The sequence below is a fragment of the Winogradskyella sp. HB-48 genome, from assembly GCF_049942685.1.
Taxonomy (GTDB): Bacteria; Bacteroidota; Bacteroidia; order Flavobacteriales; family Flavobacteriaceae; genus Winogradskyella.
The window spans coordinates 2,507,336-2,530,922 of the sequence record NZ_CP187934.1 but is presented as its reverse complement, the minus strand read 5'-3'; the positions used below and the strand labels follow the sequence as shown (position 1 = coordinate 2,530,922).

Annotated in this window: 20 protein-coding genes; 19 read left to right on the top strand and 1 reads right to left on the bottom strand. The window is 35.5% G+C overall.

Annotated elements, in window-relative coordinates:
- Window positions 1-314 precede the first annotated feature (314 nt).
- From uvrA to ACPX19_RS11430, 12 genes are all read left to right on the top strand, one after another.
- Window positions 315-3,173, top strand: a complete 2,859-nt coding sequence (gene uvrA, locus ACPX19_RS11485) for an excinuclease ABC subunit UvrA (RefSeq protein ID WP_426430145.1) — start codon at window positions 315-317, stop codon at window positions 3,171-3,173.
- Window positions 3,174-3,263: 90 nt separating this feature from the next.
- Window positions 3,264-3,950 (top strand): TIGR00730 family Rossman fold protein, encoded by a 687-nt coding sequence (locus tag ACPX19_RS11480; RefSeq protein ID WP_426430144.1) that lies wholly within the window; start codon window positions 3,264-3,266, stop codon window positions 3,948-3,950.
- A gap of 20 nt (window positions 3,951-3,970) precedes the next feature.
- Window positions 3,971-5,245 carry a T9SS type A sorting domain-containing protein gene (locus ACPX19_RS11475; protein ID WP_426430143.1) on the top strand — a complete coding sequence of 425 codons (1,275 nt, stop codon included), beginning with the start codon at window positions 3,971-3,973 and terminating at the stop codon, window positions 5,243-5,245.
- A gap of 47 nt (window positions 5,246-5,292) precedes the next feature.
- Window positions 5,293-8,088 carry a metalloprotease gene (locus tag ACPX19_RS11470; protein WP_426430142.1) on the top strand — a complete coding sequence of 932 codons (2,796 nt, stop codon included), beginning with the start codon at window positions 5,293-5,295 and terminating at the stop codon, window positions 8,086-8,088.
- Between the two features lie 155 nt (window positions 8,089-8,243).
- Complete coding sequence (locus tag ACPX19_RS11465) at window positions 8,244-10,655, top strand: alpha-ketoacid dehydrogenase subunit alpha/beta (RefSeq protein WP_426430141.1); 2,412 nt, start codon at window positions 8,244-8,246, stop codon at window positions 10,653-10,655.
- Between the two features lie 77 nt (window positions 10,656-10,732).
- Complete coding sequence (locus ACPX19_RS11460) at window positions 10,733-12,343, top strand: class I SAM-dependent methyltransferase (protein ID WP_426430140.1); 1,611 nt, start codon at window positions 10,733-10,735, stop codon at window positions 12,341-12,343.
- A complete protein-coding gene (locus ACPX19_RS11455; RefSeq protein ID WP_426430139.1) occupies window positions 12,343-12,615 on the top strand; it encodes a DUF202 domain-containing protein in 273 nt (90 codons plus the stop codon). The genes ACPX19_RS11460 and ACPX19_RS11455 overlap by 1 nt, the downstream gene beginning before the upstream one ends.
- Window positions 12,616-12,719: 104 nt before the next feature.
- Entirely contained in the window at window positions 12,720-14,150 is a 1,431-nt protein-coding gene (locus tag ACPX19_RS11450; protein ID WP_426430138.1) for a hypothetical protein, read from the top strand.
- A 67-nt stretch (window positions 14,151-14,217) separates the two neighbouring features.
- The gene (locus ACPX19_RS11445) at window positions 14,218-14,691 is read left to right on the top strand and encodes a hypothetical protein (protein WP_426430137.1); all 474 of its coding nucleotides are present in this window, start codon (window positions 14,218-14,220) and stop codon (window positions 14,689-14,691) included.
- 46 nt (window positions 14,692-14,737) lie between these two features.
- Entirely contained in the window at window positions 14,738-15,538 is an 801-nt protein-coding gene (locus ACPX19_RS11440; RefSeq protein ID WP_426430136.1) for a class I SAM-dependent methyltransferase, read from the top strand.
- Window positions 15,539-15,621: 83 nt separating this feature from the next.
- The gene (locus tag ACPX19_RS11435) at window positions 15,622-16,194 is read left to right on the top strand and encodes a DUF4136 domain-containing protein (protein WP_426430135.1); all 573 of its coding nucleotides are present in this window, start codon (window positions 15,622-15,624) and stop codon (window positions 16,192-16,194) included.
- 93 nt (window positions 16,195-16,287) lie between these two features.
- Entirely contained in the window at window positions 16,288-16,917 is a 630-nt protein-coding gene (locus tag ACPX19_RS11430) for an outer membrane beta-barrel protein (RefSeq protein WP_426430134.1), read from the top strand.
- Between the two features lie 21 nt (window positions 16,918-16,938).
- Here the strand turns inward: ACPX19_RS11430 and ACPX19_RS11425 are convergent, their stop codons facing one another.
- Window positions 16,939-18,108 (bottom strand): THUMP domain-containing class I SAM-dependent RNA methyltransferase, encoded by a 1,170-nt coding sequence (locus ACPX19_RS11425; protein WP_426430133.1) that lies wholly within the window; start codon window positions 18,106-18,108, stop codon window positions 16,939-16,941.
- A 171-nt stretch (window positions 18,109-18,279) separates the two neighbouring features.
- On the opposite strand from ACPX19_RS11425, the gene ACPX19_RS11420 reads away from it, so the two are divergent.
- From ACPX19_RS11420 to ACPX19_RS11390, 7 genes are all read left to right on the top strand, one after another.
- Window positions 18,280-19,011, top strand: coding sequence for an SAM-dependent methyltransferase (locus ACPX19_RS11420; protein ID WP_426432455.1), 732 nt, complete (start codon window positions 18,280-18,282; stop codon window positions 19,009-19,011).
- On the top strand, window positions 19,012-19,686 hold the full coding sequence (locus tag ACPX19_RS11415) for a ZIP family metal transporter (protein ID WP_426430132.1): 675 nt from the start codon (window positions 19,012-19,014) through the stop codon (window positions 19,684-19,686).
- On the top strand, window positions 19,687-20,115 hold the full coding sequence (locus tag ACPX19_RS11410) for a DUF4268 domain-containing protein (RefSeq protein WP_426430131.1): 429 nt from the start codon (window positions 19,687-19,689) through the stop codon (window positions 20,113-20,115). It begins immediately after the preceding gene.
- Window positions 20,116-20,351: 236 nt separating this feature from the next.
- On the top strand, window positions 20,352-20,768 hold the full coding sequence (locus ACPX19_RS11405) for a hypothetical protein (RefSeq protein ID WP_426430130.1): 417 nt from the start codon (window positions 20,352-20,354) through the stop codon (window positions 20,766-20,768).
- Between the two features lie 182 nt (window positions 20,769-20,950).
- Window positions 20,951-22,108, top strand: a complete 1,158-nt coding sequence (gene xerA / locus ACPX19_RS11400) for a site-specific tyrosine recombinase/integron integrase (protein WP_426430129.1) — start codon at window positions 20,951-20,953, stop codon at window positions 22,106-22,108.
- Window positions 22,109-22,160: 52 nt separating this feature from the next.
- Window positions 22,161-22,928: a hypothetical protein gene (locus ACPX19_RS11395; RefSeq protein ID WP_426430128.1), complete on the top strand. Its 768-nt coding sequence runs from the start codon at window positions 22,161-22,163 to the stop codon at window positions 22,926-22,928.
- Window positions 22,929-23,062: 134 nt separating this feature from the next.
- Window positions 23,063-23,527: a hypothetical protein gene (locus ACPX19_RS11390; RefSeq protein WP_188655174.1), complete on the top strand. Its 465-nt coding sequence runs from the start codon at window positions 23,063-23,065 to the stop codon at window positions 23,525-23,527.
- Window positions 23,528-23,587: the final 60 nt, after the last annotated feature.

Sequence of the window (23,587 nt, the reverse complement as noted above, 5' to 3'; positions counted from 1 at the left end):
TTAAAGCTAAATTAATTATGCTATTGCGACGAAACTATACCCAATAGAGGGTATTTAGAATGTAGAATTATTTCCATTACAACAGAATCCATCTACTTTAGGTTCAATTTATATCCAAGTCGGGTCTAAGTCGGGTTTAATTCGGGTGAAGCTTCGATTTTTCCTACAGGTATAGCTATCAAATAAGATAATTAAAAAAGTGATACATCAGATATATTAAACTAAAATAGGAAGCCTAACCTTCACATCAATTTAACATCTAAAATCGTAACTTTGCAACTTTGCTAGAATTAAAGAAGAAGCGATAACCATCTATGAGCCATTTCAACGAGTTTATTGAAGTAAAAGGTGCACGAGTACACAACCTAAAAAACATTGATATTACCATACCAAGAGAAAAACTGGTCGTAATTACTGGGCTTTCGGGTAGTGGTAAATCTTCTCTAGCATTCGATACTATTTATGCCGAAGGGCAACGTCGTTACATCGAAACCTTTTCGGCTTACGCACGTCAATTCTTAGGCAGTTTAGAGCGACCAGACGTAGACAAAATTGATGGGCTATCACCAGTCATTGCCATAGAACAAAAAACAACTAGTAAGTCGCCACGTTCCACAGTTGGTACCATAACCGAAATTTATGATTTTCTTCGGCTATTGTTTGCAAGAGCTGCAGATGCATACAGTTACGAAACGGGCGAAAAAATGGTAAGCTATAGCGATGAGCAGATTAAAAACCTTATTCTAGAATCCTATAATGGCAGACGCATTAATATCTTATCACCTATCATTAGATCTCGTAAAGGGCACTACAGGGAATTGTTTGAACAAATTGCCAAACAAGGTTTTGTAAAAGTACGTACTGATGGTGAAATTGTAGACCTTGAAAAAGGGATGAAATTAGATCGCTACAAAACCCACGATATAGAAATTGTCATAGATCGCCTAAAGATTGATGAGACCCAAGATGTCACACTGAGTGCGGTCGAAGTGCAATCAAAACGTCTTATGGAATCTATCAATACAGCCATGTATCATGGAGACGATGTATTAATGGTCATAGACCAAGATACCAACGAACCACGGTATTTTAGCCGTAATTTAATGTGTCCTTCTTCTGGTATTTCATATCCCAATCCAGAACCTAATAACTTTTCCTTCAACTCACCAAAAGGGGCTTGTCCCAACTGTAATGGTATAGGTGAACTCTATGTAGTTAATGAAAAAAAATTAGTGCCAGACGAAAACTTATCTATAAAAAACGGCGCATTAGCACCTCATGGTCCAGAGAAAAAGAGCTGGATTTTCAAACAGTTTCATACCATTGCGCAACGCTTTGACTTTACACTCAACGATCCATGGAAAGACATACCAGAAGAAGCCAAGCAAATGATTTTATATGGTGGCAAGGATAAATTTGCAGTAGAGAGCAAGCTACTAGGGGTTACCCGAGATTACAATATAGACTTTGAAGGTGTAGCAAAATTTATTGAGAACCAATACAAATCAGATTCTACATCCTTGGTTCGCTGGGCAATGGAATTTATGGATAAAGTAGAATGTGATGTATGTGAAGGCTCACGACTACGTAAAGAATCACTCTACTTTAAGGTTGACGGCAAAAGTATCGCTGACCTTGTTAAAATGGACGTTGTAGAATTAGCTGAATGGTTAAATGGTTTAGAAAATAGGCTCTCAGAAACGCAGCGAAAGATTTCAGAAGAAATCATAAAAGAAATAAAGGCACGCACGCAGTTTTTATTGGATGTTGGCTTAACCTATTTATCTCTAAACCGCAGTTCTAAGTCATTATCAGGTGGTGAAGCACAACGTATTCGTTTAGCTACGCAAATAGGCTCCCAATTAGTGGGAGTATTATATATTTTAGACGAGCCTAGTATTGGCCTACACCAACGTGATAATGAAAAACTTATTAACTCGTTAGAATCTTTGAGAGATGTGGGAAATTCCGTTATAGTGGTTGAGCATGATAAAGACATGATAGAACGTGCAGACCATGTTATAGATATTGGACCTTTTGCAGGTAAACATGGTGGTGAGATTATTAGCGAAGGCACACCAAAGGAGTTACTATCGCATAATACGCTGACGGCAGACTACCTCAGCGGTAAAAAGGAAATTGAAATCCCTAAAGAACGTCGCAAAGGCAATGGAAACAAAATTGTTTTAAAAGGCTGTACTGGTAACAACCTAAAAAATATAGACGTTGAGTTTCCTCTAGGAAAAATGATTGGAGTTACTGGTGTCTCAGGAAGCGGCAAATCTACCTTAATCAACGAAACCCTCTACCCTATTTTAAATGCCCATTTTTTTAATGGAGTTAAAAAACCAATGCCCTATAAGAGTATTAAAGGTTTAGAGCATATAGATAAGGTCATAGACATTAACCAATCCCCTATTGGCAGAACACCTAGAAGTAATCCAGCGACCTATACCAAAACCTTTGACGAAATACGAAAACTATTTTCGCAAATACCAGAAGCTATGATTCGTGGCTATAAGCCGGGACGCTTTAGCTTTAATGTTGCTGGAGGTCGTTGCGAAACCTGCCAAGGAGGTGGATTGCGTGTTATTGAAATGAACTTTTTACCAGATGTGTATGTTGAATGTGAAACATGCCAAGGCAAACGTTTTAACAGAGAAACATTAGAAATCAGATATAAAGGAAAGTCTATTAGTGATGTTCTTGATATGACAATTGAAGAAGCTGTAGATTTCTTTGAACATATCCCAAAAATTTATCGTAAACTAAAAACTATAAAAGATGTAGGATTAGGTTACATTACTTTAGGGCAACAAAGTACCACGCTCTCTGGTGGTGAAGCGCAACGTATTAAACTGGCTACCGAGCTCAGTAAGAGAGATACTGGCAACACCTTCTACATATTAGATGAACCAACTACTGGCCTACACTTTGAAGACATTAGAGTGTTAATGAAAGTTCTAAACAAACTGGTAGACAAAGGAAATACTGTTTTAATCATAGAGCATAATCTAGATGTTATTAAAACCGTAGACTACATCATCGATATTGGATACGAAGGAGGAAAAGGTGGCGGAGAGGTTGTCGCCAAAGGTACTCCAGAACAAATAGTGAATGACAAAAAAAGCTATACCGCTAAATTTTTGAAGAAGGAACTGAAAACCAACTAGTGTAAAATAGACTGCAATACCTTAACTTAGTCCCGATTACTAAAGACTAAAGACTAAAGACTAAAGACTGATTACTGAATACTAAAACATATGAGAAAAGAAAGCAAACATAAAGGCTGGAATGAAATAAAGACCAACGACTCTTGGGCAATTTTCAAAATCATGGGAGAGTTTGTTAATGGTTATGAAAAGTTGAGTAAAATAGGACCTTGTGTTTCTATTTTTGGTTCGGCTCGTACGAAGCCCGAGAACAAATATTATCAATTAGCAGTAGACATAGCACAAAAAATAGTTGAGCATGGCTATGGAGTGATTACTGGTGGTGGTCCAGGGATTATGGAAGCTGGTAATAAAGGTGCTCACATCGCAGGCGGAACTTCTGTTGGTTTAAATATAGAACTACCTTTTGAGCAACACGACAACCCTTATATAGACAACGATAAGAGTTTAGATTTTGATTACTTCTTTGTCCGTAAGGTAATGTTTGTAAAATATTCCCAAGGGTTTGTAGTAATGCCTGGAGGGTTCGGAACTCTTGATGAGCTTTTTGAAGCGATCACATTGATTCAAACTCATAAAATAGAAACGTTTCCTATTATCTTGGTTGGAAAAGAATTTTGGGGAGGTTTATTTGAATGGGTAAAAAACACACTGCTTGAAGCAGGAAATATTAGCCCAAAAGATTTAGATTTAATCCATATCGTAGACACCTCGGATGAGGTTATAGATATCCTAAATAAATTTTACCAAGAATATAGACTGAGTCCTAACTTTTAATTTTCTTATTTTTATATGCTATGAAAAAGAAAATACTGAGTTTTTTTATTCTCGGATTTATGAACGTACTATGTGTTTCTGCGCAAGAAACCTTCAAGGTGATGTTCTATAATCTATTGAATTATCCTTTAGAAGATGCTGTGCCCAATCGTGAGGATGATTTAGCATTTATTTTAGCCGATTATCAACCCGATTTGTTTCTCGTTTGTGAGCTCAATAATATCACTGGTGCCAATAACATTCTAAATATTACCAGAACCGCTATAGACCCTAATTTTGAAATGGCTACTTATGTATCCAACACCTCTGATGATAGCTTTGGAGACCAAAATGATCTTCAGAATTTATTATACTACAACAGTTCAAAATTTAGCATTCAGGAAGAAATTATTGTTCCTACTGATTTAAGGGATTTTAATGTTTATAAAATAAGACTAAATACAACAGATCAAGACGTCAACCCTATTGATGTTTACGTGATTGTTTGTCACCTAAAAGCTTCAAGCGGAACCTTAAATGCACAAAGGCGTTTTGAAATGGTCTTAGAATTAGACAGTTTTTTAGAAACCATACCTTCGGACTCTAATGTGCTATTGGGTGGCGATCTCAATTTATATACTGCTTCAGAGTCGGCATTTCAGGAACTCCTAGACTCTAGCGATGCTATTACTTTTGCAGATCCAGCCGACAGAATTGGCAGTTGGAACAACAACCCAAACTTTGTGGATGTTTTTACACAATCTACCAGAACCCAATCTGGATTAGGCGGAACAACTGGTGGCTTTGATGATCGTTTTGATTTTATTTTAACTTCTGAAAACATGTTGAGCACTGCTAATGTTACCTATGTCCCAAATTCCTATAAAGTGTATGGTAATAATGCTTTAATCTCTTGTTACAATAGTGCTATAAATTCATCAAACTGTGGAACTATTAGCTCTGAATTTTCGTTTGAAATTAGAGATGCCTTACACAATTTTAGTGATCATTTGCCAGTAACACTTTCACTTGAAGCTGATGTTACACTCTCTACTAACAACAATCTTCAATTAACTCAAAACATTACTTTAGAAAACACTTTAGTTAATTCAGAATTAAACATTTACATATATTCATCTAAATTTTTAAATCATCCCTTACATGTGTATAATCAGCTTGGACAATTGGTTGCGGTATTTCAAACTAATTCTGATCAAAAGCAAACTTTTAATATAAATAACCTTAATAATGGTTTATACGTTATTAAAGTTTCAGAGTCTAACACAAAACCCCTAAAGTTCATCGTTTCGCATTGATTAAAAGATTCTTCATATTAGGTGTTTTTTTTCTTTTTAGCACATCAATGTATTCGCAAAACTACATTGATGTTAATGCTGATGTAGATGTAGAAACAAAGACCATTACTATATCACAAACTATTGTTTACAAAAACGAAACTAATGATAGTTTAAAAGAGATCTATCTACACGATTGGAACAATAGTTATTCCTCCAAATCCACACCTTTAGCCAAACGATTTGAGGAAGAGTTTAGCACTAAGTTTCACCTTGCCAAAAGTGAACAACGTGGATTTACACTAATTACAAGTATTATAAATAACAAAAACAAAACTGATCTTAACTTTGAGTATTTAGATAAGCATCCTGATGTTTTAAAAGTTAATTTAGAAAAAGAACTTTTGCCTGGCGAATCTTACAATATAAACCTTAGTTATATTTTAGTATTGCCAGACGCTACATTTACAGATTATGGTTATACCAAGAACAGAGATTTTGAACTAAAATACTGGTACATCACACCTGCAGTATATGACGGGAAATGGCACTACTACAGCAATAAAAATCTTGATGACTTATTTATCCCTAAATCCGATGTAAAGATTACAATAGAGTACCCATTAAATTATAGATCTACTTCTGAGCTAGATATTTTAACTGTTGAACTTAATACAGAAGCCAAAAGACAAACTACAGTTTACTATGGCGAAAACAGAACAGACACTTATTTATCGCTTCAAAAGTTTCCCTTGTTCCGTTCTGTTCAGACAGATCATTTAATAATGGTATCCAACATCAATGAAAGAGGTTTGCCTGGACCCGATAAAGCCATCCTAACTGATAAAATAGCTTTATTTTTAAAAGAAAACTTAGGAGAATATCCTCATAAAAGACTATTAGTATCTAGGATAGATTATAATAAAAATCCTTTGTATGGTCTTAACCAGTTGCCAGACTTTTTAAGACCCTTCCCAGACCAATTTCAATATGAATTAAAGCTCTTAAAAACCGCTCTAAAAAAGTATATTGACAATATATTATTGCTTAACCCAAGGAAAGAACATTGGTTATCGGAAGGTCTTCAAATTTACTTTATGATAAAGTATGTTGAGGAATATTATCCTGACATGAAATTATTAGGAACACTAGCGAATGTTTGGGGAATTAGAGCTTTTCATGCTGCAGATGAAGATTTCAATTTTCAGTATTTTCTGTACTCCATGGAGATCGCCAGAAAAAATAGGGATCAGCCTTTAACGACTTCTAAAGATTCGTTAATTAAGTTTAATGCGAATATAGCTGGCAAATATAAGGCTGGAGTTGGCCTTAATTATCTAGACAAGTTTACAGAAGATATAGATTTATCCAAAACAATCACAGAATTTTTAGAACAAAACAAACTTAAGCAAAAGACTAAAATTTCTGATTTTGAAGCTTTTCTTAATTCTAAAACTTCAAAAAATATAGATTGGTTTTTTACAGACTATGTAGATACTCGTAAGAAGATAGACTTCAAAATCAAAAGTGTAGAAACCACTGAAGATTCTATAAAGGTTACCGTAAAGAACAAGCGCAATAATACTATGCCTATCTCTTTATTTAGTATTAGTAATGATTCCATAATTGGTAAGCAATGGGTAGAAAACATTAAAGGAACAAAGACCATAAGCTTACCTAAAGACAAAACCGATAAGTTTGTTTTAGATTATAATAATATTATACCAGAGTTTAATCAGCGCGATAACTACAAAGCTGTTAATGGTTCGTTCATAAACAATAAACCGCTACAGTTTAGATTATTTAAGGATATTGAAGACCCTTATTACAATCAAGTATTTTTTATGCCTTTGGTTGAGTTTAACAATATCTACGATGGTTTAACGCTAGGAACCAAAATCTACAACAAGACCATACTAAGGAAACGACTTAACTACAGGTTTTCTCCTCAATACGCAACCAAATCTAAGTCCTTAACTGGCTCTACCTCTATTTTTTATACGCACAACATAGAAAATAAAAACCTATATGATATCACCTACGGTATCGTTGCTGGCTACCAATCATTTGCTGAAGATGCGTTTTTTACAAGAATACGTCCAACTCTATCATTAAGTTTTAGAAATGACAATGATTTTAGAGCCGACCAAATCGATAATATCACAGCTAGATTTGTAAGCATTAACAGAGATGTAGGCAAAAATGCCGTTGTTGAGATAAATGAACCTGATTATAATGTATTTAACCTAAGGTACACACATTATAATCCTGGTAGGATTAACTTTTCTAGTTTTAGTACGGATTTACAGTTTGCAAATAACTTTAGTAAACTTTCCATGAGTTATGAATTTAGAAAATTAACTCAGGGCAATAGAAACATTAATCTTAGAATTTTTGCGGGTATATTTCTAAATAACGATACGGATCCTAATTCAGATTTTTTCAGCTTTGGTTTAGACAGGCCAACAGACTACTTGTTTGATTTAAACTATTTAGGGCGCTCAGAAGCTGCAGGTTTATTTAGCCAGCAATTAATTATAGCCGATGGTGGTTTCAAGTCTATTTTAGAAACACCTTTTGCCAATCAATGGATGACGACAGCAAACTTTAGTACATCAATTTGGAGATACATACAGGCTTATGGTGATATTGGTTTGGTTAAGAATAAATTTGATACTGCTAATTTTGTTTACGACTCTGGTGTAAGGCTCAATTTAGTGGAAGACTATTTTGAACTTTACTTCCCTGTATATTCAAATCTTGGCTGGGAAATTGCTGAATCAAACTATGGCGAAAGAATCCGCTTTATTATTACCATAGACCCTCAGGTGCTTCTAGGCCTGTTTAGACGCAAGTGGTATTAACATATTCTTATTGAACTATTAGATTTTTAGATAAATTTGAATTTAAATTACTAAAAACAGTATTTTATTGATAATTATTCAAAATTCTAACATTTTTCAATCTTGTTTAAAATATCTTAAATTAGTATTTTTGTAGTCGTAAATTCCTTTTTTTGATGAAAACAAACCCTAATACCAAAACAGAAATTACATTCGATGATTTTAAAGCAGAAGTCATAAATGATTACAAACTTGCTGTTACAAGCAGAGAGTGCAGTCTGTTGGGCCGTAGAGAGGTTTTAACTGGTAAGGCCAAGTTTGGAATTTTTGGTGATGGCAAGGAAGTACCTCAGATTGCTTGGGCAAAAGCTTTTGAAAATGGTGATTTTCGTTCAGGCTACTATAGAGACCAAACCTTTATGATGGCTATAGGAGAACTCACCATAGAACAATTCTTTGCGGGTCTTTATGCCAATACCGATTTAAAGGAAGAACCTATGTCTGCAGGTCGTCAAATGGGAGGACACTTTGCAACACACAGCTTAGACGAAAAAGGAAACTGGAAAAATTTAACCGAGCAAAAGAACTCTAGTGCTGACATCTCACCTACCGCTGGCCAAATGCCTAGATTATTGGGTTTGGCACAAGCTTCTAAAATCTACAGAAATGTTAAAGGCATAGATACAACCAATTTCTCTAAAAACGGAGATGAAATTGCTTGGGGAACTATCGGAAATGCCAGTACAAGTGAAGGTTTATTTTTTGAAACCATAAATGCGGCTGGTGTTTTACAAGTACCTATGGTTATAAGTATTTGGGATGATGAATATGGCATTTCAGTACATGCCAAACACCAAACCACCAAAGAAAATATCTCTGAAATTTTAAAAGGCTTTCAGCGCGAAGATGACAGCAACGGTTACGAAATCTTTAGAGTAAACGGATGGAATTATGCTGAGTTAATAGACACCTACCAGCGTGCTGCCAAAATTGCCAGAAAAGAGCACGTGCCTTTAATGATCCATGTGCAAGAGCTTACCCAGCCTCAAGGCCATTCTACGTCTGGATCACACGAACGTTATAAAAACGAAGAACGTTTAGCTTGGGAAGCAGAGTACGATTGTAATGCCCAAATGCGTCAATGGATGATTGCAAACAACATTGCTACCGATGAGGAATTAACAAACCTAGAAAAAGACATCAAAAAAGAGGTAAGAGATGGTAAAAAAGCGGCATGGTCTGCTTTTATAAATCCTATTAAAGAAGAAAAGCAAGAGGTATTATCATTATTAGAAAAGGTTGCCAACACAAGCTCCAATGCCGTATTTATCACTAAATTAAAGAATGATTTAGAAGCTATAGAAGAACCTCTTAGAAAAGACCTTTTATCTTCGGCTCGCAAAGCACTGCGTTATGTCATCTCTGAAGACTCCAATGAAAAATTAGCCCTTCAAAGTTGGATAAATAATTACATTGAAAAAATTCAACCTAAGTATAGCTCTCATCTCTACAGCGAGTCTAAACATCAAGCTGCCTATCAAGCAGAAGTACTCCCTACATACAGCAATGATGCTGCTGAAGTTGATGGTCGTGTGATACTAAGGGACAATTTTGAAGCCATTTTCAACAAATATCCTGAAGCCTTGGTATTTGGGGAAGATGCAGGTCATATTGGTGATGTAAATCAGGGGTTAGAAGGCTTACAAGAAAAATTTGGAGAATTAAGGGTTTCAGATACTGGTATTAGAGAAGCCACCATCCTTGGACAAGGCATAGGTATGGCAATGAGAGGCCTTAGACCCATTGCCGAGATTCAGTATTTAGATTACATCCTCTATGCGCTTCAAATCATGAGTGATGATTTGGCAACTGTACAATACAGAACCAAAGGGCGTCAAAAAGCACCATTAATTGTAAGAACACGTGGCCACAGACTAGAAGGCATTTGGCATTCTGGCTCGCAAATGGGTGGCATTCTAAATTTAATTAGAGGCATTCATGTTTTGGTACCAAGAAACATGACCAAAGCAGCAGGTTTTTATAACACACTTTTAGAAAGCGACGAGCCAGCACTCGTTGTAGAATGTTTAAATGGTTATCGTCTAAAGGAAAAAATGCCTAGCAATATTGGCGAATTTAAAACACCTATTGGTGTTGTAGAAACCATTAAGGAAGGTGAGGACATTACTTTGGTATCTTATGGCTCTACCCTACGATTGGTAGAGCAGGCTGCTAAGGAACTATTAGAAGTGGGTATAGATGCAGAGATTATTGATGTACAATCGCTATTGCCTTTTGATTTAAACCATGATATCGTCAAAAGTATTTCGAAAACCAACCGTGTTATGGTTATAGACGAAGATGTAAAAGGTGGTGCTTCTGCCTATATCTTAGACCAAATCTTGAACGAGCAAAATGCATTTCAGTATTTGGACAGCCAGCCAAAGACCTTAGCTGCTAAGCCACACAGACCAGCTTACGGTACAGATGGTGATTATTTTTCAAAACCTTCGGTAGAAGATATTTTTGAAGCTGTTTATGATATTATGCACGAAGTAAGTCCTTCGGACTACCCTAAATTAAGATAGGGTGTTTAGAATATTATCGTATGAAAAGCCATCATTTTTGTGATGGTTTTTTTATATTTAAATGCTAATAATTCTTCATGTTATCAAAATCAGACAAATCCCAACTTAGAGGTATCATATTTCGGCACTTAGATGGTATAGCCACAGCAACTTCAGCATTTGCCTTACATAAGAAATCGGTATTAGACTATATTTTAGAAAAAGAAGCCGTTGACTTAAAATTACTTTCTGATGTGTTTGATGCTAATGAGGGATACCTCAATGTAGCGCTTAGGGTTTTGTGCTCCCAAGGTTGGTTAGAGCAACACCTGGATAATAAAAGCAATACCATAACCTACAGCACCAATACAAAATCTAAAGCTGCCTTTGATTTGGTACATCTTTATGAAGATGCAGTCAACATTTTGCGCTATTCAGATAGGTTTGCAACCGAAAAAATGATTAGCACCGATGCATTTATTGCTTTAGAACGCATATTTAAAAAGTTTGAAACCAACTTTGGTCTAGACATTTCGGATGAAACTTCTATTGAATACCAAATCTACAAACATATAGAAGGAGTTATTGCTGCACCCATTATAGTGCTATTGGGCGTCAATGGTTTGTTTCATAAGTATTTTATGGAAGCCTCCTTTACGGCCGAAGAGTATCATAAAGATCCGGAAAGCTTTAAAAAAATCCTCGATTTCTTTGCACATTTAGGCTGGTTCAAAAAGAAACGGGACACTTATCAATTTACAGATAAAGGTCTCTTTTTCGCAAAGCGTGCCACTGCCTATGGTGTAACGGTATCCTATCTCCCAACCTTTATACAACTCGATGCGCTTATTTTTGGCAATCCATTGGTGCTAAAAACCGAAAAGCTTAGCGATACCGAAAAACACGTGCACCGTGAAATGAATGTTTGGGGAAGCGGTGGCGCTCATACTACTTATTTTAAGGTCATTGACGAGGTTATTGTTGATTTATTCAACAGGCCAATAGACCTCCAACCCAAAGGTATTTTAGATATGGGTTGCGGTAACGGTGCATTTATTGAGCATATTTTTAATGTTATAGAACAACAGACCCTTCGTGGGAAATTGCTCGATGATCATCCGCTTTTTCTAGTAGGTGCAGATTTTAATAAAGCTGCCCTAAAGGTCACCCGAGCCAACCTTATTGCAGCAGATATTTGGGCAAAGGTCATTTGGGGAGATATTGGCAGGCCCGATCTTTTAGCTTCGGACTTAAAAGAAGATTACAATATCGACCTTCGGGATTTATTGAATGTAAGAACCTTTTTAGACCATAACCGCATTTGGGAAGCACCAAACAATACACATGATTTTGTAAGTACTTCTACAGGAGCTTATGCAAGTGCTGGAAATCGCTTAAACAATAATGATGTTGAAGCATCCTTACTAGAACACCTTACCAAATGGAAACCCTATGTTGATAAATTTGGTCTGTTGGTTATAGAATTGCACACCATAGATCCAAATTTAACCGCCAAGAATATTGGTAAAACCGCAGCAACTGCCTACGATGCCACCCATGGCTATAGCGACCAGTATATTGTAGAAGTTGATGTATTTAGAACTATTGCAGAAAAAGCAGGTTTAAAACCAGACGATACTCATTTTGCTAAATTTCCTGATAGCGAATTAGCTACCGTAAGTATTAATCTTATAAAAGGAATAGATTAATGTCAGATCATACCAAAGACGAAAACAAACCGCTTATAACGCGCGACTGGCTAGCGATAGAGCGCACCAAACTTGCCAATGAGCGGACATTTTTGGCCTATTTTAGAACCTTCCTTGTTATTCTAGGCACTGGAGTTACCATTTTAAAACTAGAGTTCTTTTCAGATTTAAAATCGTATGGCATTATACTAATTATAGTATCTGCGTTTATTTTAATTATCGGAATTTATAGATTATTTAGGGTAAAAAGAACTATTAGAAAGCACTATTAACAATATCAATAAATAATTTTACCATTTGGTGCTTCTAAGTGGACAATTGTCGTATTTTCGAATTTGCTTGTTATAAATAACTCAAAATCAATTAAAAGATAAATATGAAAAAAATTATTCTTGCACTTCTAATCACTTTACCTGTATTATGCTATGGGCAAAAAATCAAAGTAAAAAAAGGCGTTGTTACTTTTGACGATAAAGAAGTCGCAAAAGTCAATGATGACGTTAGAAACTTTTATAAATTCTCTACCCTAAAAGGAGAAAAGGCTTTTGATGTAGAATTTAAAGGTATGTCAGCTTCAAATCTAGAAGGCTTCCAATGGTTAGAAATGACTTCTGCCGATGGAAAGAAAACTGAAATTCCTTACGAAGTTTTAATGACCTCTTTTAGTGTTACAAAACTCATCATAAAGCTTCTAAGCGACAAATATGAACTCATTACTACCAATGGTATAGATATGGCTAAAGTAGATGAGTTCTTTGCTGTAGAACGCGAAAAACTAAGTGATAAATATGCTAAAGCTGTTGTATCTGCAAAAGTAGATGAAGCCGAGCGCCAAAAAAAGGTTGGATTATATAACCCTTTTGTAAAAGATGACGGTACCATTTTATTTGGTGGTTCAAGAGGCACAACGATTGCTGGTCGTGTTATATACGGACAAAACACATATACTGTAATTGATCTAGATGGTATTACAGTTGGCACTGCCAAAGGGTGCTCTACATGTACTGATGTAGATGCAAAAACATATACTGATGAAGAGTTTAAATTTGATTATGGATCGCGTACCATGATGACTGGACAATTTTCAAGATCGTTTGCACAACTATTTGTAGAAGAACTTTTAGGCAGAGGTTATCAATTACAACATGAGGCTAAAGCCTATAAAGCTAGGCTTCATAATGAGCGTGTAAAAGTGGCCAAAGAAAACAGCATTAACCTATATGGTGTTGATGGAACAGTAACTGACGAAGACGGCACAACTTACAAGGGAACTATTTATGCCATTTTTGAAAAATTGGAAATAGACCCCTCTCAACAGCAAAATGACTATGCCGAAATGAATTCGATTGACAAGTTCGGCAAATTTGTAAGCGTAAAATATAAGAATGATAAAAACAGTGAACGTACTAAGAAATTCTCTGCTAAAAATAATGTGAAATTTTGCGCAAACGATGATGGTACAGAGAAGTGTTTTGTAGGAATGAAAACCAAAGGAAATGCTTTAAAAAAACTATCCAATGCTTCAAATCTAGGTTTTGACAATTCGTATTTTTATGAAGTGATCTATGAAAATAATGGACACATGGTTTTAAGTAAGCCTGGTGAAGAAGGTACGTTTGTTTTGAAATTTTCAGATAAAAAAGAAGGCTTTATGATAGATAGCAGAGAAAATGAAAAACTATCCGAAAAGCTTGCTAAGTATATTTCTAATTGTAAAAGTTTATCTGATGATGTTAGCAATGAGGAATTTGATTTAGCCAATATCGATAACTTAAAACAGATAGTTGACGAATATTGCAAGAGTTAAAAACTTTTTTGCACAGAAAACAAAGAAGGCTATTCGCCTTCTTTGTTTTTTACACTAAATTTAAAGTATGAAGATAGAATCCATTGTTACCATAAAAAAAGAGCTTCAGCATTTACCAAAAGAAGATGTATTAGAGTTATGTCTTCGTCTTGGTAAATTTAAAAAAGAAAACAAGGCACTACTCACCTATTTACTATTCGAAGCTCATAACGAAGATGGCTATATCGCAAACGTAAAAACAGCTTTAGACGAATTGTTTGAAAGTATAAATACCGACAGTTATTTCTACATGAAAAAAACCATCCGTAAGATTTTGCGTCAAATTAGAGTTTACAGTAAATATTCCAACCAAAAATCTACCGAAGTTGAGCTCCTACTCTACTTTTGCGAACGACTAAACCAACTAAAACCATCTATTCACAGCAATACAACCCTAAGTAATCTTTACCAAAGGCAAATCCAAGCTTTAAAGAAAAAAATTAGTGTGCTACATGAGGATTTGCAATACGATTATAATTTGCAATTAGAAGCACTGCAATAGTATTTCAATATACTATATTTGCCAACATACTTTTTATTTGAACCTAATGAACAAAGCGAAATTATCTAACCTATTAAGGCAACTCAATCTTTTCTACGTTGCCGATCTTATTAGATTTCGCATTCAAAAGTTTAAAAACCAAAAATTCAACGCTCAGTTCAAAAAGGAATATCCAAATGTTGCACTTCCTCCAGATTATTTAATGTACGAGTCGTTTCAGATTAATTATGACAAATACTATAATGGTGGGCGAAACATGGCTAAAACCCTATCCGAATACTTCAAAAAGCATATTGAATTAAAGGACAAAAATATTTTGGATTGGGGCTGCGGACCTGGCCGTATTGTTCGGCATATGCCAAGCCTCATTAACAATGGCTGTCAATTCTTTGCTACGGATTACAATGCAAACTCCATTGCTTGGTGTTCTAAAAACCTACCAAATATTGAGTTTAACAAAAATGAACTGAAAGCCAAACTGCCATACAACGATGCGTCTATGGATGTTATTTATGGCATATCCATTTTTACGCACCTTTCAGAACCCATGCATTACAAGTGGTTTAACGAGTTGATTCGTGTTTTAAAACCCAATGGTATACTGTTGTTGACCATGCATGGAGACAATTTTAAAGTAAAGTTAACCGACACCGAACTTTCTGATTACAATAAAGGAAAATTGGTTGTAAGAGGCAGTATTAAAGAAGGCCACAGAACTTACGCCGCATTTCACCCAAAGGCATTTGTGCAAAATTTATTTAAACCTACAACTGTTTTAGAACACATTGAGCTTACGTCAGACACCAAATCTTGGGTACCTCAAGATATTTGGATTATAAGAAAGTAAGTCTTTGTTCCCAAACTTGACAATTGTCATAGTATTTCTGACATGGAATTTAGAACTTTAATACCATTCTAAATTACTGCGTTATGAAAGTGTATTCAATAATTACAGGATTTTTATTACTTCTACTCTTTAATTGTGCTGCTACTAGCGAGGTGGTGTACGATTATAATATAGATGTAGATTTTAATCAGTACGACACCTATGTACTCTGTATTGAGGATTTTACCGTAGAGCATCTTAACTATCCGCAACTCGACAACAATATGGTAAGACAGGCTATTGGTGATGCTGTCGCTGAGGAAATGGAAAACAAAGCACACAAAACCAATGTCCTAAATCCACAACTGCAAGCTGGGTTTAGAATCATAATTAGAGAGGAAACCGTTGAATTTAAAAACTGTGAACACTCCAAGTATTTAGATTATTGGGAAAGCTGTACCATACACGAGCAAACCTATGAAGAGGAAACCCTCATTGTCTATGTAGCAGAGTTTGAGACCAACAAAGTTTTATGGCATGCATCCGTGCTGTGCGATTTAAACAAACCCGAGAAAAAACTAAAACCGTACATTGATGGTTTGGTAAAAGATTTGTTTGACACCTATCCTAAAACACAAGTAGGTCGCCATCCCGACGAGAAAAAAGAGCTTAAATAGTATATTTAGCGACAAGAGTACATCTGTTAAAATTAATACAAAAGCCTAAAGTTGAGTAATTCTGCTACTTATTTTTGAAAAAAATAGGATGTTATGAAAAAATCGATTCTTTTAAGCTTTTTATTTTCAGTTTTCGTATTATCATTTAATCATGCCCAAGAAGATGGTAGTAATTTTGACAGATTCAACCTAAGTCTATCAACTGGTATTGGTTACGGACAGGTAAAAAATGAAAACCAACCTAACTACAACCTCAACGCCAATGTTGGCGAAGCTCTTATAACGTATCATTTTAGCAAAAACTTTGGGCTTAGTGCAGGTGTCGGATGGTTACAATTGAGCGGAGATGGTTTCAACACTAATGGGAATTTTTACCATGAGCGCGACCTTCTAAAATTTCCTTTAATGATAAGATCCAATAAATATATTGCCGATAAATTTAGCTTATCAATTTCTGCTGGTTTTTACGGCCAGACCATCATTAATGAAGAATTTACATACCTAACTATGGTAGAAGAAGATGTGTATGGTGGTTGGAGCTTTGGTTTTCAGGGCTTTTTTGGTTTTGAATACGAGGTATCCGATAATTGGTCTGTTGGGATCAATGTGTCTACCCAGTCAGATTTTACCAAATTAAAGACCGAAAACGATGCTTCATTTAAAAATGAGCAATCCATAGAAACACTAAATACCATAGGTTTACTATTTGGCCTACGCTTCTAAGGTTAAAAAAAACGCTCTTAATTAAGAGTCATTGTTTGCTTTCTTGGCTTTTTTACTGCCTTCGTACATTTCGTATTTAACAAAGCGTGACTCTAGTTTAGCGTTAAAGACCTTTATTTTGCGAGACGGTCTTAAACCTATAAACTTTAAAGCTTCGAGGTTGGAAGTTACCAACCATGCCTCTGTATTAGGGTAACCATGCTTTAGTGTAGAGCCTATATTACCATAAAACTCTTCTATGTTTAAGTTTTCTAAACGTTCGCCATAGGGAGGATTAAACACCATGTGCAATTTAGCCGAACCTGCTTTTTGTGTTTTAAAGAAATCTTCATGTTGTATATGGATAAACTCATCTAAGTGTGCATTCTTAATATTCTCCTTGGCTTTTTTTACAGCAGAAGGCGACTTATCATAGCCAATTATTTTATGATGAAAATCCCTAGTTTTCTTCAAAAGCGATTCTTCTATGGTTTCAAACAAATCGACATCCCAATCTTCCCAGCGTTCAAAGGCAAATTCCTTTCGCATTAGATTTGGTGGAATATTACACGCAATCATAGCCGCTTCAGCCAAAATAGTGCCACTGCCACACATAGGATCCATAAAATCAGACTGACCATCCCAACCACTCATCATAATTAATCCTGCTGCCAACACTTCGTTTATTGGTGCAATATTAGTAGCCGTTTTATAACCTCTTCTATGTAGCGATTCACCTGAAGTATCTAAAGAAATTGTACAGCGCTGACGGTCTATATGCACATTGACTTTTAAATCCGGAAAGCGTAAATCTACATTGGGTCTGGTACCATTTTGCTCTCTAAAACGGTCTACAACAGCATCTTTAGTCTTTAAAGCTGTGTATTGCGAATGTGTAAATATACTGTGGTGTACCGTAGCATCTACCGCCAAAGACCCTGTAGGTTTTAAATACGCTTCCCACTTTATGTTTTTTACGTTTTGGTAAAGGTCTTCTTCTTTGGCAACTCTAAACGATTTTATGGGTTTTAAAATTTTTATGGCCGTTCTTAGTCCCATATTGGCTTTGTACATAAAGCCTTTATCACCAACAAAACTTACATTTCGCACCCCTTTTTCAACCTGCATGGCACCAAGTTGGGTCAATTCTTTTGCTAATATATCTTCAAAGCCAAATAAGGTTTTGGCAACCATTTTGAAATTATTGTCCATATAACACGTCAAATAGATTGCAAATTTAAACTATTTTTGCAGGAGGTTGTCGACTATTTCAATTGCTAGTCAAAGTTGAACAATTGGTTTATCTTAAGTGCCTTTAAGGTTGACAATGACAAAACAGGATACTATATAAAAAAAGAGATTTCTGCCTTCGCAGAAAGTATTATGACAAATTCAACAAAACAATGGTATGCATCGTGGTTTGACACACCATACTACCACATTTTATATAAAGATAGGGATTATGCCGAAGCACAGGTATTTATGGATAACCTCACCAATTACCTTAACATTCCTGAAGGTGGAAAAATCTTGGATTTGGCTTGTGGCAAGGGCAGACATTCCATTTATTTAAACACTTTGGGTTTTGATGTTACTGGTATAGACTTGTCTGAACAAAGCATAAAACATGCCAGACAGTTTGCAAATGATACTTTAAGGTTTGCGGTACACGATATGACCAAACCTTACCCAGAAACCTTTGATGCTGTTTTTAACCTATTTACAAGTTTTGGTTATTTTGAAGATGACAGCTGTAATCTAAAAACCATTGTATCGATTAAAGAGGAACTTAATGCATACGGTTTTGGTGTTATTGATTTTATGAATGCTAATTATGTTATTGAACATTTGGTAGCCGAAGACATAAAAACCGTTGATGGTATCGATTTTCATCAAAAACGAAGCGTAAAAGATGGTTACATCGTTAAGGATATCACTTTTGAAATTGATGGAGAACACCATGAATTTCAAGAGCGCGTAAAGGCTTTAACATTAGAGGACTTTACAGCCTTATTTGAAAAAGCCGATGTACATCTACTCGATATTTTTGGAGATTATAAATTAGGCAAGTATCATCCGCAAACCTCTGAGCGTTTGATTATGATTTTTAAATAAATGAATAAGTACCTTTTTCCTATATATGCTATAATTATTGGTGTTGCTATTGCGTATTTAACCAAAAAGCAAAAATCTATATATACCAAGTTATTGCTTTCATTTAGTGGAGCATTTTTATTAGCGCTTACGCTATTCGACTTACTTCCAGAAGTGTATGGCCATTTAGACACCAAGCAGACTGGACTTTTTATAATGTGCGGTATCTTGCTGCAGATCCTACTAGAGTTTTTGTCTAAAGGTGCTGAGCATGGCCATGTGCACATCCATAAACAAGATTCAGGATTTCCGTGGCTGTTGTTTATAAGTTTGTGTATTCATAGTTTTTTAGAAGGGTTCCCTATCCATCAGCACAACGATATGGTGTATGGTGTTTTTGTGCACAAAATTCCTATTGCAGCACTGTTAACGTCCTTTTTGTTACAATCTAAGCATACCAAAGCACAGGCTATTAGCTTTATGTTGGTCTTTGCGGCAATGACACCTTTGGGCACATTGGTATCTAATACAACAGCTATAGGCACTACTTTTCTTATGAGTATTAACGCTTTGGTCATTGGTATCTTTTTGCACATTTCTACAACCATTTTGTTTGAAACTGGCGAAGGCCATAAGTTTAATTTATCAAAATTAGTTGCAATTGGTTTTGGTGTGCTAATTGCCTATTTTATTTAGATGTTTAGCAAGGAAGAAAGCCGATTGTTACGTCAGGAATTTTGGACCAGTTTTGGAAAATCGTTTCCAAGAAAATGGATACTGTACAATACCAAGATAAAAGGGCTATCCTTTAAATTTCATTTTGATACGAAAACAGCTAGTATAAGTTTGGATTTGGAAGACGATCTCGAAAACCGAATTAACTGCTGGGAAAAACTGGTAGCGCTAAAAAACATATTACAAACGGATTACTTGCCCAATACCATTTATGAGGAAGAATACGTCTTAGACAATGGCAAAGAAATCTCACGCATCTATCTTAGGCTAGAACAAAAGGTATCTATCCATAACAAAAACACTTGGCGAGATGTTATGGAGTTCTTTAATACCAACATGATCTTGTTTGAAGCTTTTTTTGAAGACTACAAGGATATTATTAAGGGTTGATAAACAGCAAGCGTCTGTATGATTACAAAAACCCTAAAAGACCCAAAAATCATTTTGGTAATACCTATTGGCTAAAATTCTGATTGTATAGTGCCAGTTCATTAAATTTTGTACATATTTTAATTATTTTTTGTACAAAAAAAGCTTTATTTTACAGGATTATATTTTTTGACCACAAAGACCTTACGGATTGCAGTACGGTTATAGGTTCTTTGAGAAATTCTTAACTAATGTTTATGGCTATAGTATGTACTATTAATAAAAGGCAAAATAATATTAATCAAACACAAGAGCCTGTTTATCATCTAAAACCTTTGGTTAACCACACTGTTAACATGTATGAGTTAGCGCAACGTATTAGTGCCAGGTGTTCTCTAACCGAGGCAGATGTGGTTGCATGTCTTAACGCTCTTAATCATGAATTAATGCGTGCCCTTTTGGATGGTGATAAAGTAGATATGGCATGGATGGGCACTTATAAGATTGCCTTACAAACCAAGGCACAATTAGAGCCTGGGCTCTGTTCTAAAAACGACATAAAACGTTTTGGCGTTAACTACCAGCCTAGTGCTGTTCTTAAGAAAAAGTTGCAGTCTCAGGCACGCATTACATTATCTAGGGAAGCCCTTCAACGCTATGATGGCACGGAATAGTTTTAAAAGTATTATATACTTGTGTTTGCAACTCTGAAAAGGTATATAAATTGCTTTTACTGTTGGGTTGTTAAATAAAAGCATGTTGGTGCTTTTAAGATTGCCACAAAGTATTGCAATTTATTCATTTTGCGGGTTTTAAGTGTTTTTTTTTACTTATATTAGTACTATCAATACCTCTTATGGCAGCATTACCTGTAATACATATTTCCCAGAAGCAACACCGTGGGGCTTTGCAATTGGTATTGAGTTTTTCTTATAATACCAATCTTATAAATTTGGTTAAAACGATACCCGAAGCACGTTGGAGTACGCGCTTAAAATCTTGGTATATTTTGGATTGCGAAAAACACTTAGCACTCATTACCTCTACCTTTAAAGATAAGGCCGTTTTAAAATTAGATTTAAAAAACACCAAACGTCCCTTTGTTCGTAATCTTAATGCATCTCAGCGACAATTATTAAATGGGTTTTATAAATTTTTAAAGGGCAAGCGCTATAGTGCCAGTACGGTACATACGTATAGCAATTTTGTAGCCGATTTTATTAGTTTTCAAGGCTCTAAAGCTATCGAAACGCTTTCTAATAGGGATGTTGAGGTATTTATTGAGGAGGTATTTATAGCCAGAAACTACTCTATAAGTACGCAACGGCAATTTATAAGTGCCTTAAAGTTGTTTGTGGTGTTTTGCCCCATTACCCAGATTAACGATTTGCAGTTGGAGCGGCCAAAGAAGTCTAAGAAATTGCCTAGCGTATTATCTCAGGAAGAGGTACTGCGGCTTATACAATGTACGCCCAATTTAAAACACAGGGCTATATTGGCCTTACTGTATTCTTGTGGCTTGCGCATTAGTGAGCTTATTGGTTTAAGGTTGCAAGATTTTAATGTTGAGCGCAAGCAGTTGGTGGTACGACAAGGCAAGGGTAGAAAAGATAGGTATGTGAGCATGGCAGATAGTTTTTTGCCCTTATTATCTAATTATTACCAAACTTATAAGCCACGGGTTTATTTTGTTGAAGGACAAGGTGGAGGTACTTATAGTGCAGAGAGTGTAAGGCATTTTTTAAGACGCAGTTGTAAACGTGCTGGTATTTCTAAGACAGTAACGCCTCACACCTTGCGTCATAGTTATGCTACCCATCTATTAGAGAACGGTGTAGACATTAGATACATACAAAGTTTGCTAGGACATGCCAAGCCAGAGACAACGATGATTTATACACATGTAACCCGTAAGGATCTCATGGCCATACCCAACCCATTAGATGCTGCTGTACAGAAGCTAAAGGAAACGGGAGATACGAACAAAAAACTTGTGTTATCCCGAGAATTATAGGTTTAAAAAGATATATTTGTTGAAATATAACCAGTTGTGAGCAAGCTGAAAAATGAACTTTGTAAAAGACGACATACCTGAATGGATTAAACCATATGCTGAATTAGGACCAGGAATTGAACTTGACGTGAAAATCAATCACGACAATTTTTTTTGGTATTTACAGGCTATGTGCAGTCCGCCAAATTTTGAAAAATATCTGATTTTACTACATCCTTTTTGGATAAACTATAAAGCAGAACAACTAAATAAAACAGTAGACTTTTTAAGAGATAAAGATGTCAACGAAGAAGAATTTGAAAGACTTACTTACTCGGAATTCTTTAAAAAATATGACGAGGAATTTAATTTAGAAACAGCCAAAAGAGTAAAAGAAAAAATTGCAGAAAAGTATTTAAGAAATAACAATGATTGGCCAAAATACATTTGGTATCCAGCCGAGGGAGAAGCGGAATTGTCCGACTTAGAATTCATCACTAAATCATTGATTAAAAAATATGGAGACTTGGAATCTGACTTTTTTTATGTTTTAATGAAAACTAAAAAGACTTACGAGGACAAAATACTGCGAGGAAATTTATCTGAATTGCCAAAAGTTTGGGACTTTGAGCCCGAAATTAGAGATAGCCCAAGTGCAATCTATCCGACAAAAGGAAATGATTGGTTTATTATTACGGATTATGACTGTCCAATGACCTTTATTGGTGGAAAATCGGAATTGATTGACGAAATGCTAAAAAACAAACCTGAAGGAATTGACCTTTACGAAATAAAACCAAAATATGAACAGAAAAAAGCCAGCTCACAACACCGGCTATAGTTCATTGCGGCGGAATTTCCTACTCGGAAATTCCTGCGTATTTACTAACTTTGGTTTACGGCGGAATAGTTCTGCCGAACCATTCCGCAACGAAACCATAGCCAAACACGTTATGCACAAGTTGACAAAACCGAATGAAAGCGCAAATCGAGAAACATAAAGTAAGCGGAAAAGTTTACGTTTGGACTTATAAAGACAATAACCGAAATTATCCAGGTTGGAATTTTACGGCTGACTTAAAAGCAAGTGAAAGTCTCTCGGAATTATTGAATTTAATGTCTGATTGCGAATGGTCGACTAAAAAGAAAATAACGACTGAATTGCCAACTCAAGCGCAACTGAACGTGCCGAATAATCAAAACGGAATTGCTAAATGGAAATCTAAACCGAATCTGACTCTGAATTACAAAACGTCTGAATCGGAAAATCATTGGCTGATTAATGAGCTTGATAACGGAATTGAAATTCAGTTCGGAAAAGAAAAACTGACTGAATTACAAAATGCAATAAACGGAATTCCAAAAGGGAATGGAGATTTTGCAATTTCAGACCAAAACGAGGAGAACATTTTGTACTTCTGGTGGAATTTAGAAAAATAAAAAACCAGTGCATAACAACGGCTATAATTCAGCGTGGCTTTTTAACTTTAAAACAAAAAT

What these genes read in the sequence shown, in the direction of transcription:
- uvrA (WP_426430145.1), top strand. Translation starts at nt 315, where the DNA reads ATGAGCCATTTCAACGAGTTTATTGAAGTAAAAGGTGCACGAGTACAC.
- ACPX19_RS11480 (WP_426430144.1), top strand. Translation starts at nt 3,264, where the DNA reads ATGAGAAAAGAAAGCAAACATAAAGGCTGGAATGAAATAAAGACCAAC.
- ACPX19_RS11475 (WP_426430143.1), top strand. Translation starts at nt 3,971, where the DNA reads ATGAAAAAGAAAATACTGAGTTTTTTTATTCTCGGATTTATGAACGTA.
- ACPX19_RS11470 (WP_426430142.1), top strand. Translation starts at nt 5,293, where the DNA reads ATGTATTCGCAAAACTACATTGATGTTAATGCTGATGTAGATGTAGAA.
- ACPX19_RS11465 (WP_426430141.1), top strand. Translation starts at nt 8,244, where the DNA reads ATGAAAACAAACCCTAATACCAAAACAGAAATTACATTCGATGATTTT.
- ACPX19_RS11460 (WP_426430140.1), top strand. Translation starts at nt 10,733, where the DNA reads ATGTTATCAAAATCAGACAAATCCCAACTTAGAGGTATCATATTTCGG.
- ACPX19_RS11455 (WP_426430139.1), top strand. Translation starts at nt 12,343, where the DNA reads ATGTCAGATCATACCAAAGACGAAAACAAACCGCTTATAACGCGCGAC.
- ACPX19_RS11450 (WP_426430138.1), top strand. Translation starts at nt 12,720, where the DNA reads ATGAAAAAAATTATTCTTGCACTTCTAATCACTTTACCTGTATTATGC.
- ACPX19_RS11445 (WP_426430137.1), top strand. Translation starts at nt 14,218, where the DNA reads ATGAAGATAGAATCCATTGTTACCATAAAAAAAGAGCTTCAGCATTTA.
- ACPX19_RS11440 (WP_426430136.1), top strand. Translation starts at nt 14,738, where the DNA reads ATGAACAAAGCGAAATTATCTAACCTATTAAGGCAACTCAATCTTTTC.
- ACPX19_RS11435 (WP_426430135.1), top strand. Translation starts at nt 15,622, where the DNA reads ATGAAAGTGTATTCAATAATTACAGGATTTTTATTACTTCTACTCTTT.
- ACPX19_RS11430 (WP_426430134.1), top strand. Translation starts at nt 16,288, where the DNA reads ATGAAAAAATCGATTCTTTTAAGCTTTTTATTTTCAGTTTTCGTATTA.
- ACPX19_RS11425 (WP_426430133.1), bottom strand. Translation starts at nt 18,108, where the DNA reads ATGGACAATAATTTCAAAATGGTTGCCAAAACCTTATTTGGCTTTGAA.
- ACPX19_RS11420 (WP_426432455.1), top strand. Translation starts at nt 18,280, where the DNA reads ATGACAAATTCAACAAAACAATGGTATGCATCGTGGTTTGACACACCA.
- ACPX19_RS11415 (WP_426430132.1), top strand. Translation starts at nt 19,012, where the DNA reads ATGAATAAGTACCTTTTTCCTATATATGCTATAATTATTGGTGTTGCT.
- ACPX19_RS11410 (WP_426430131.1), top strand. Translation starts at nt 19,687, where the DNA reads ATGTTTAGCAAGGAAGAAAGCCGATTGTTACGTCAGGAATTTTGGACC.
- ACPX19_RS11405 (WP_426430130.1), top strand. Translation starts at nt 20,352, where the DNA reads ATGGCTATAGTATGTACTATTAATAAAAGGCAAAATAATATTAATCAA.
- xerA (WP_426430129.1), top strand. Translation starts at nt 20,951, where the DNA reads ATGGCAGCATTACCTGTAATACATATTTCCCAGAAGCAACACCGTGGG.
- ACPX19_RS11395 (WP_426430128.1), top strand. Translation starts at nt 22,161, where the DNA reads ATGAACTTTGTAAAAGACGACATACCTGAATGGATTAAACCATATGCT.
- ACPX19_RS11390 (WP_188655174.1), top strand. Translation starts at nt 23,063, where the DNA reads ATGAAAGCGCAAATCGAGAAACATAAAGTAAGCGGAAAAGTTTACGTT.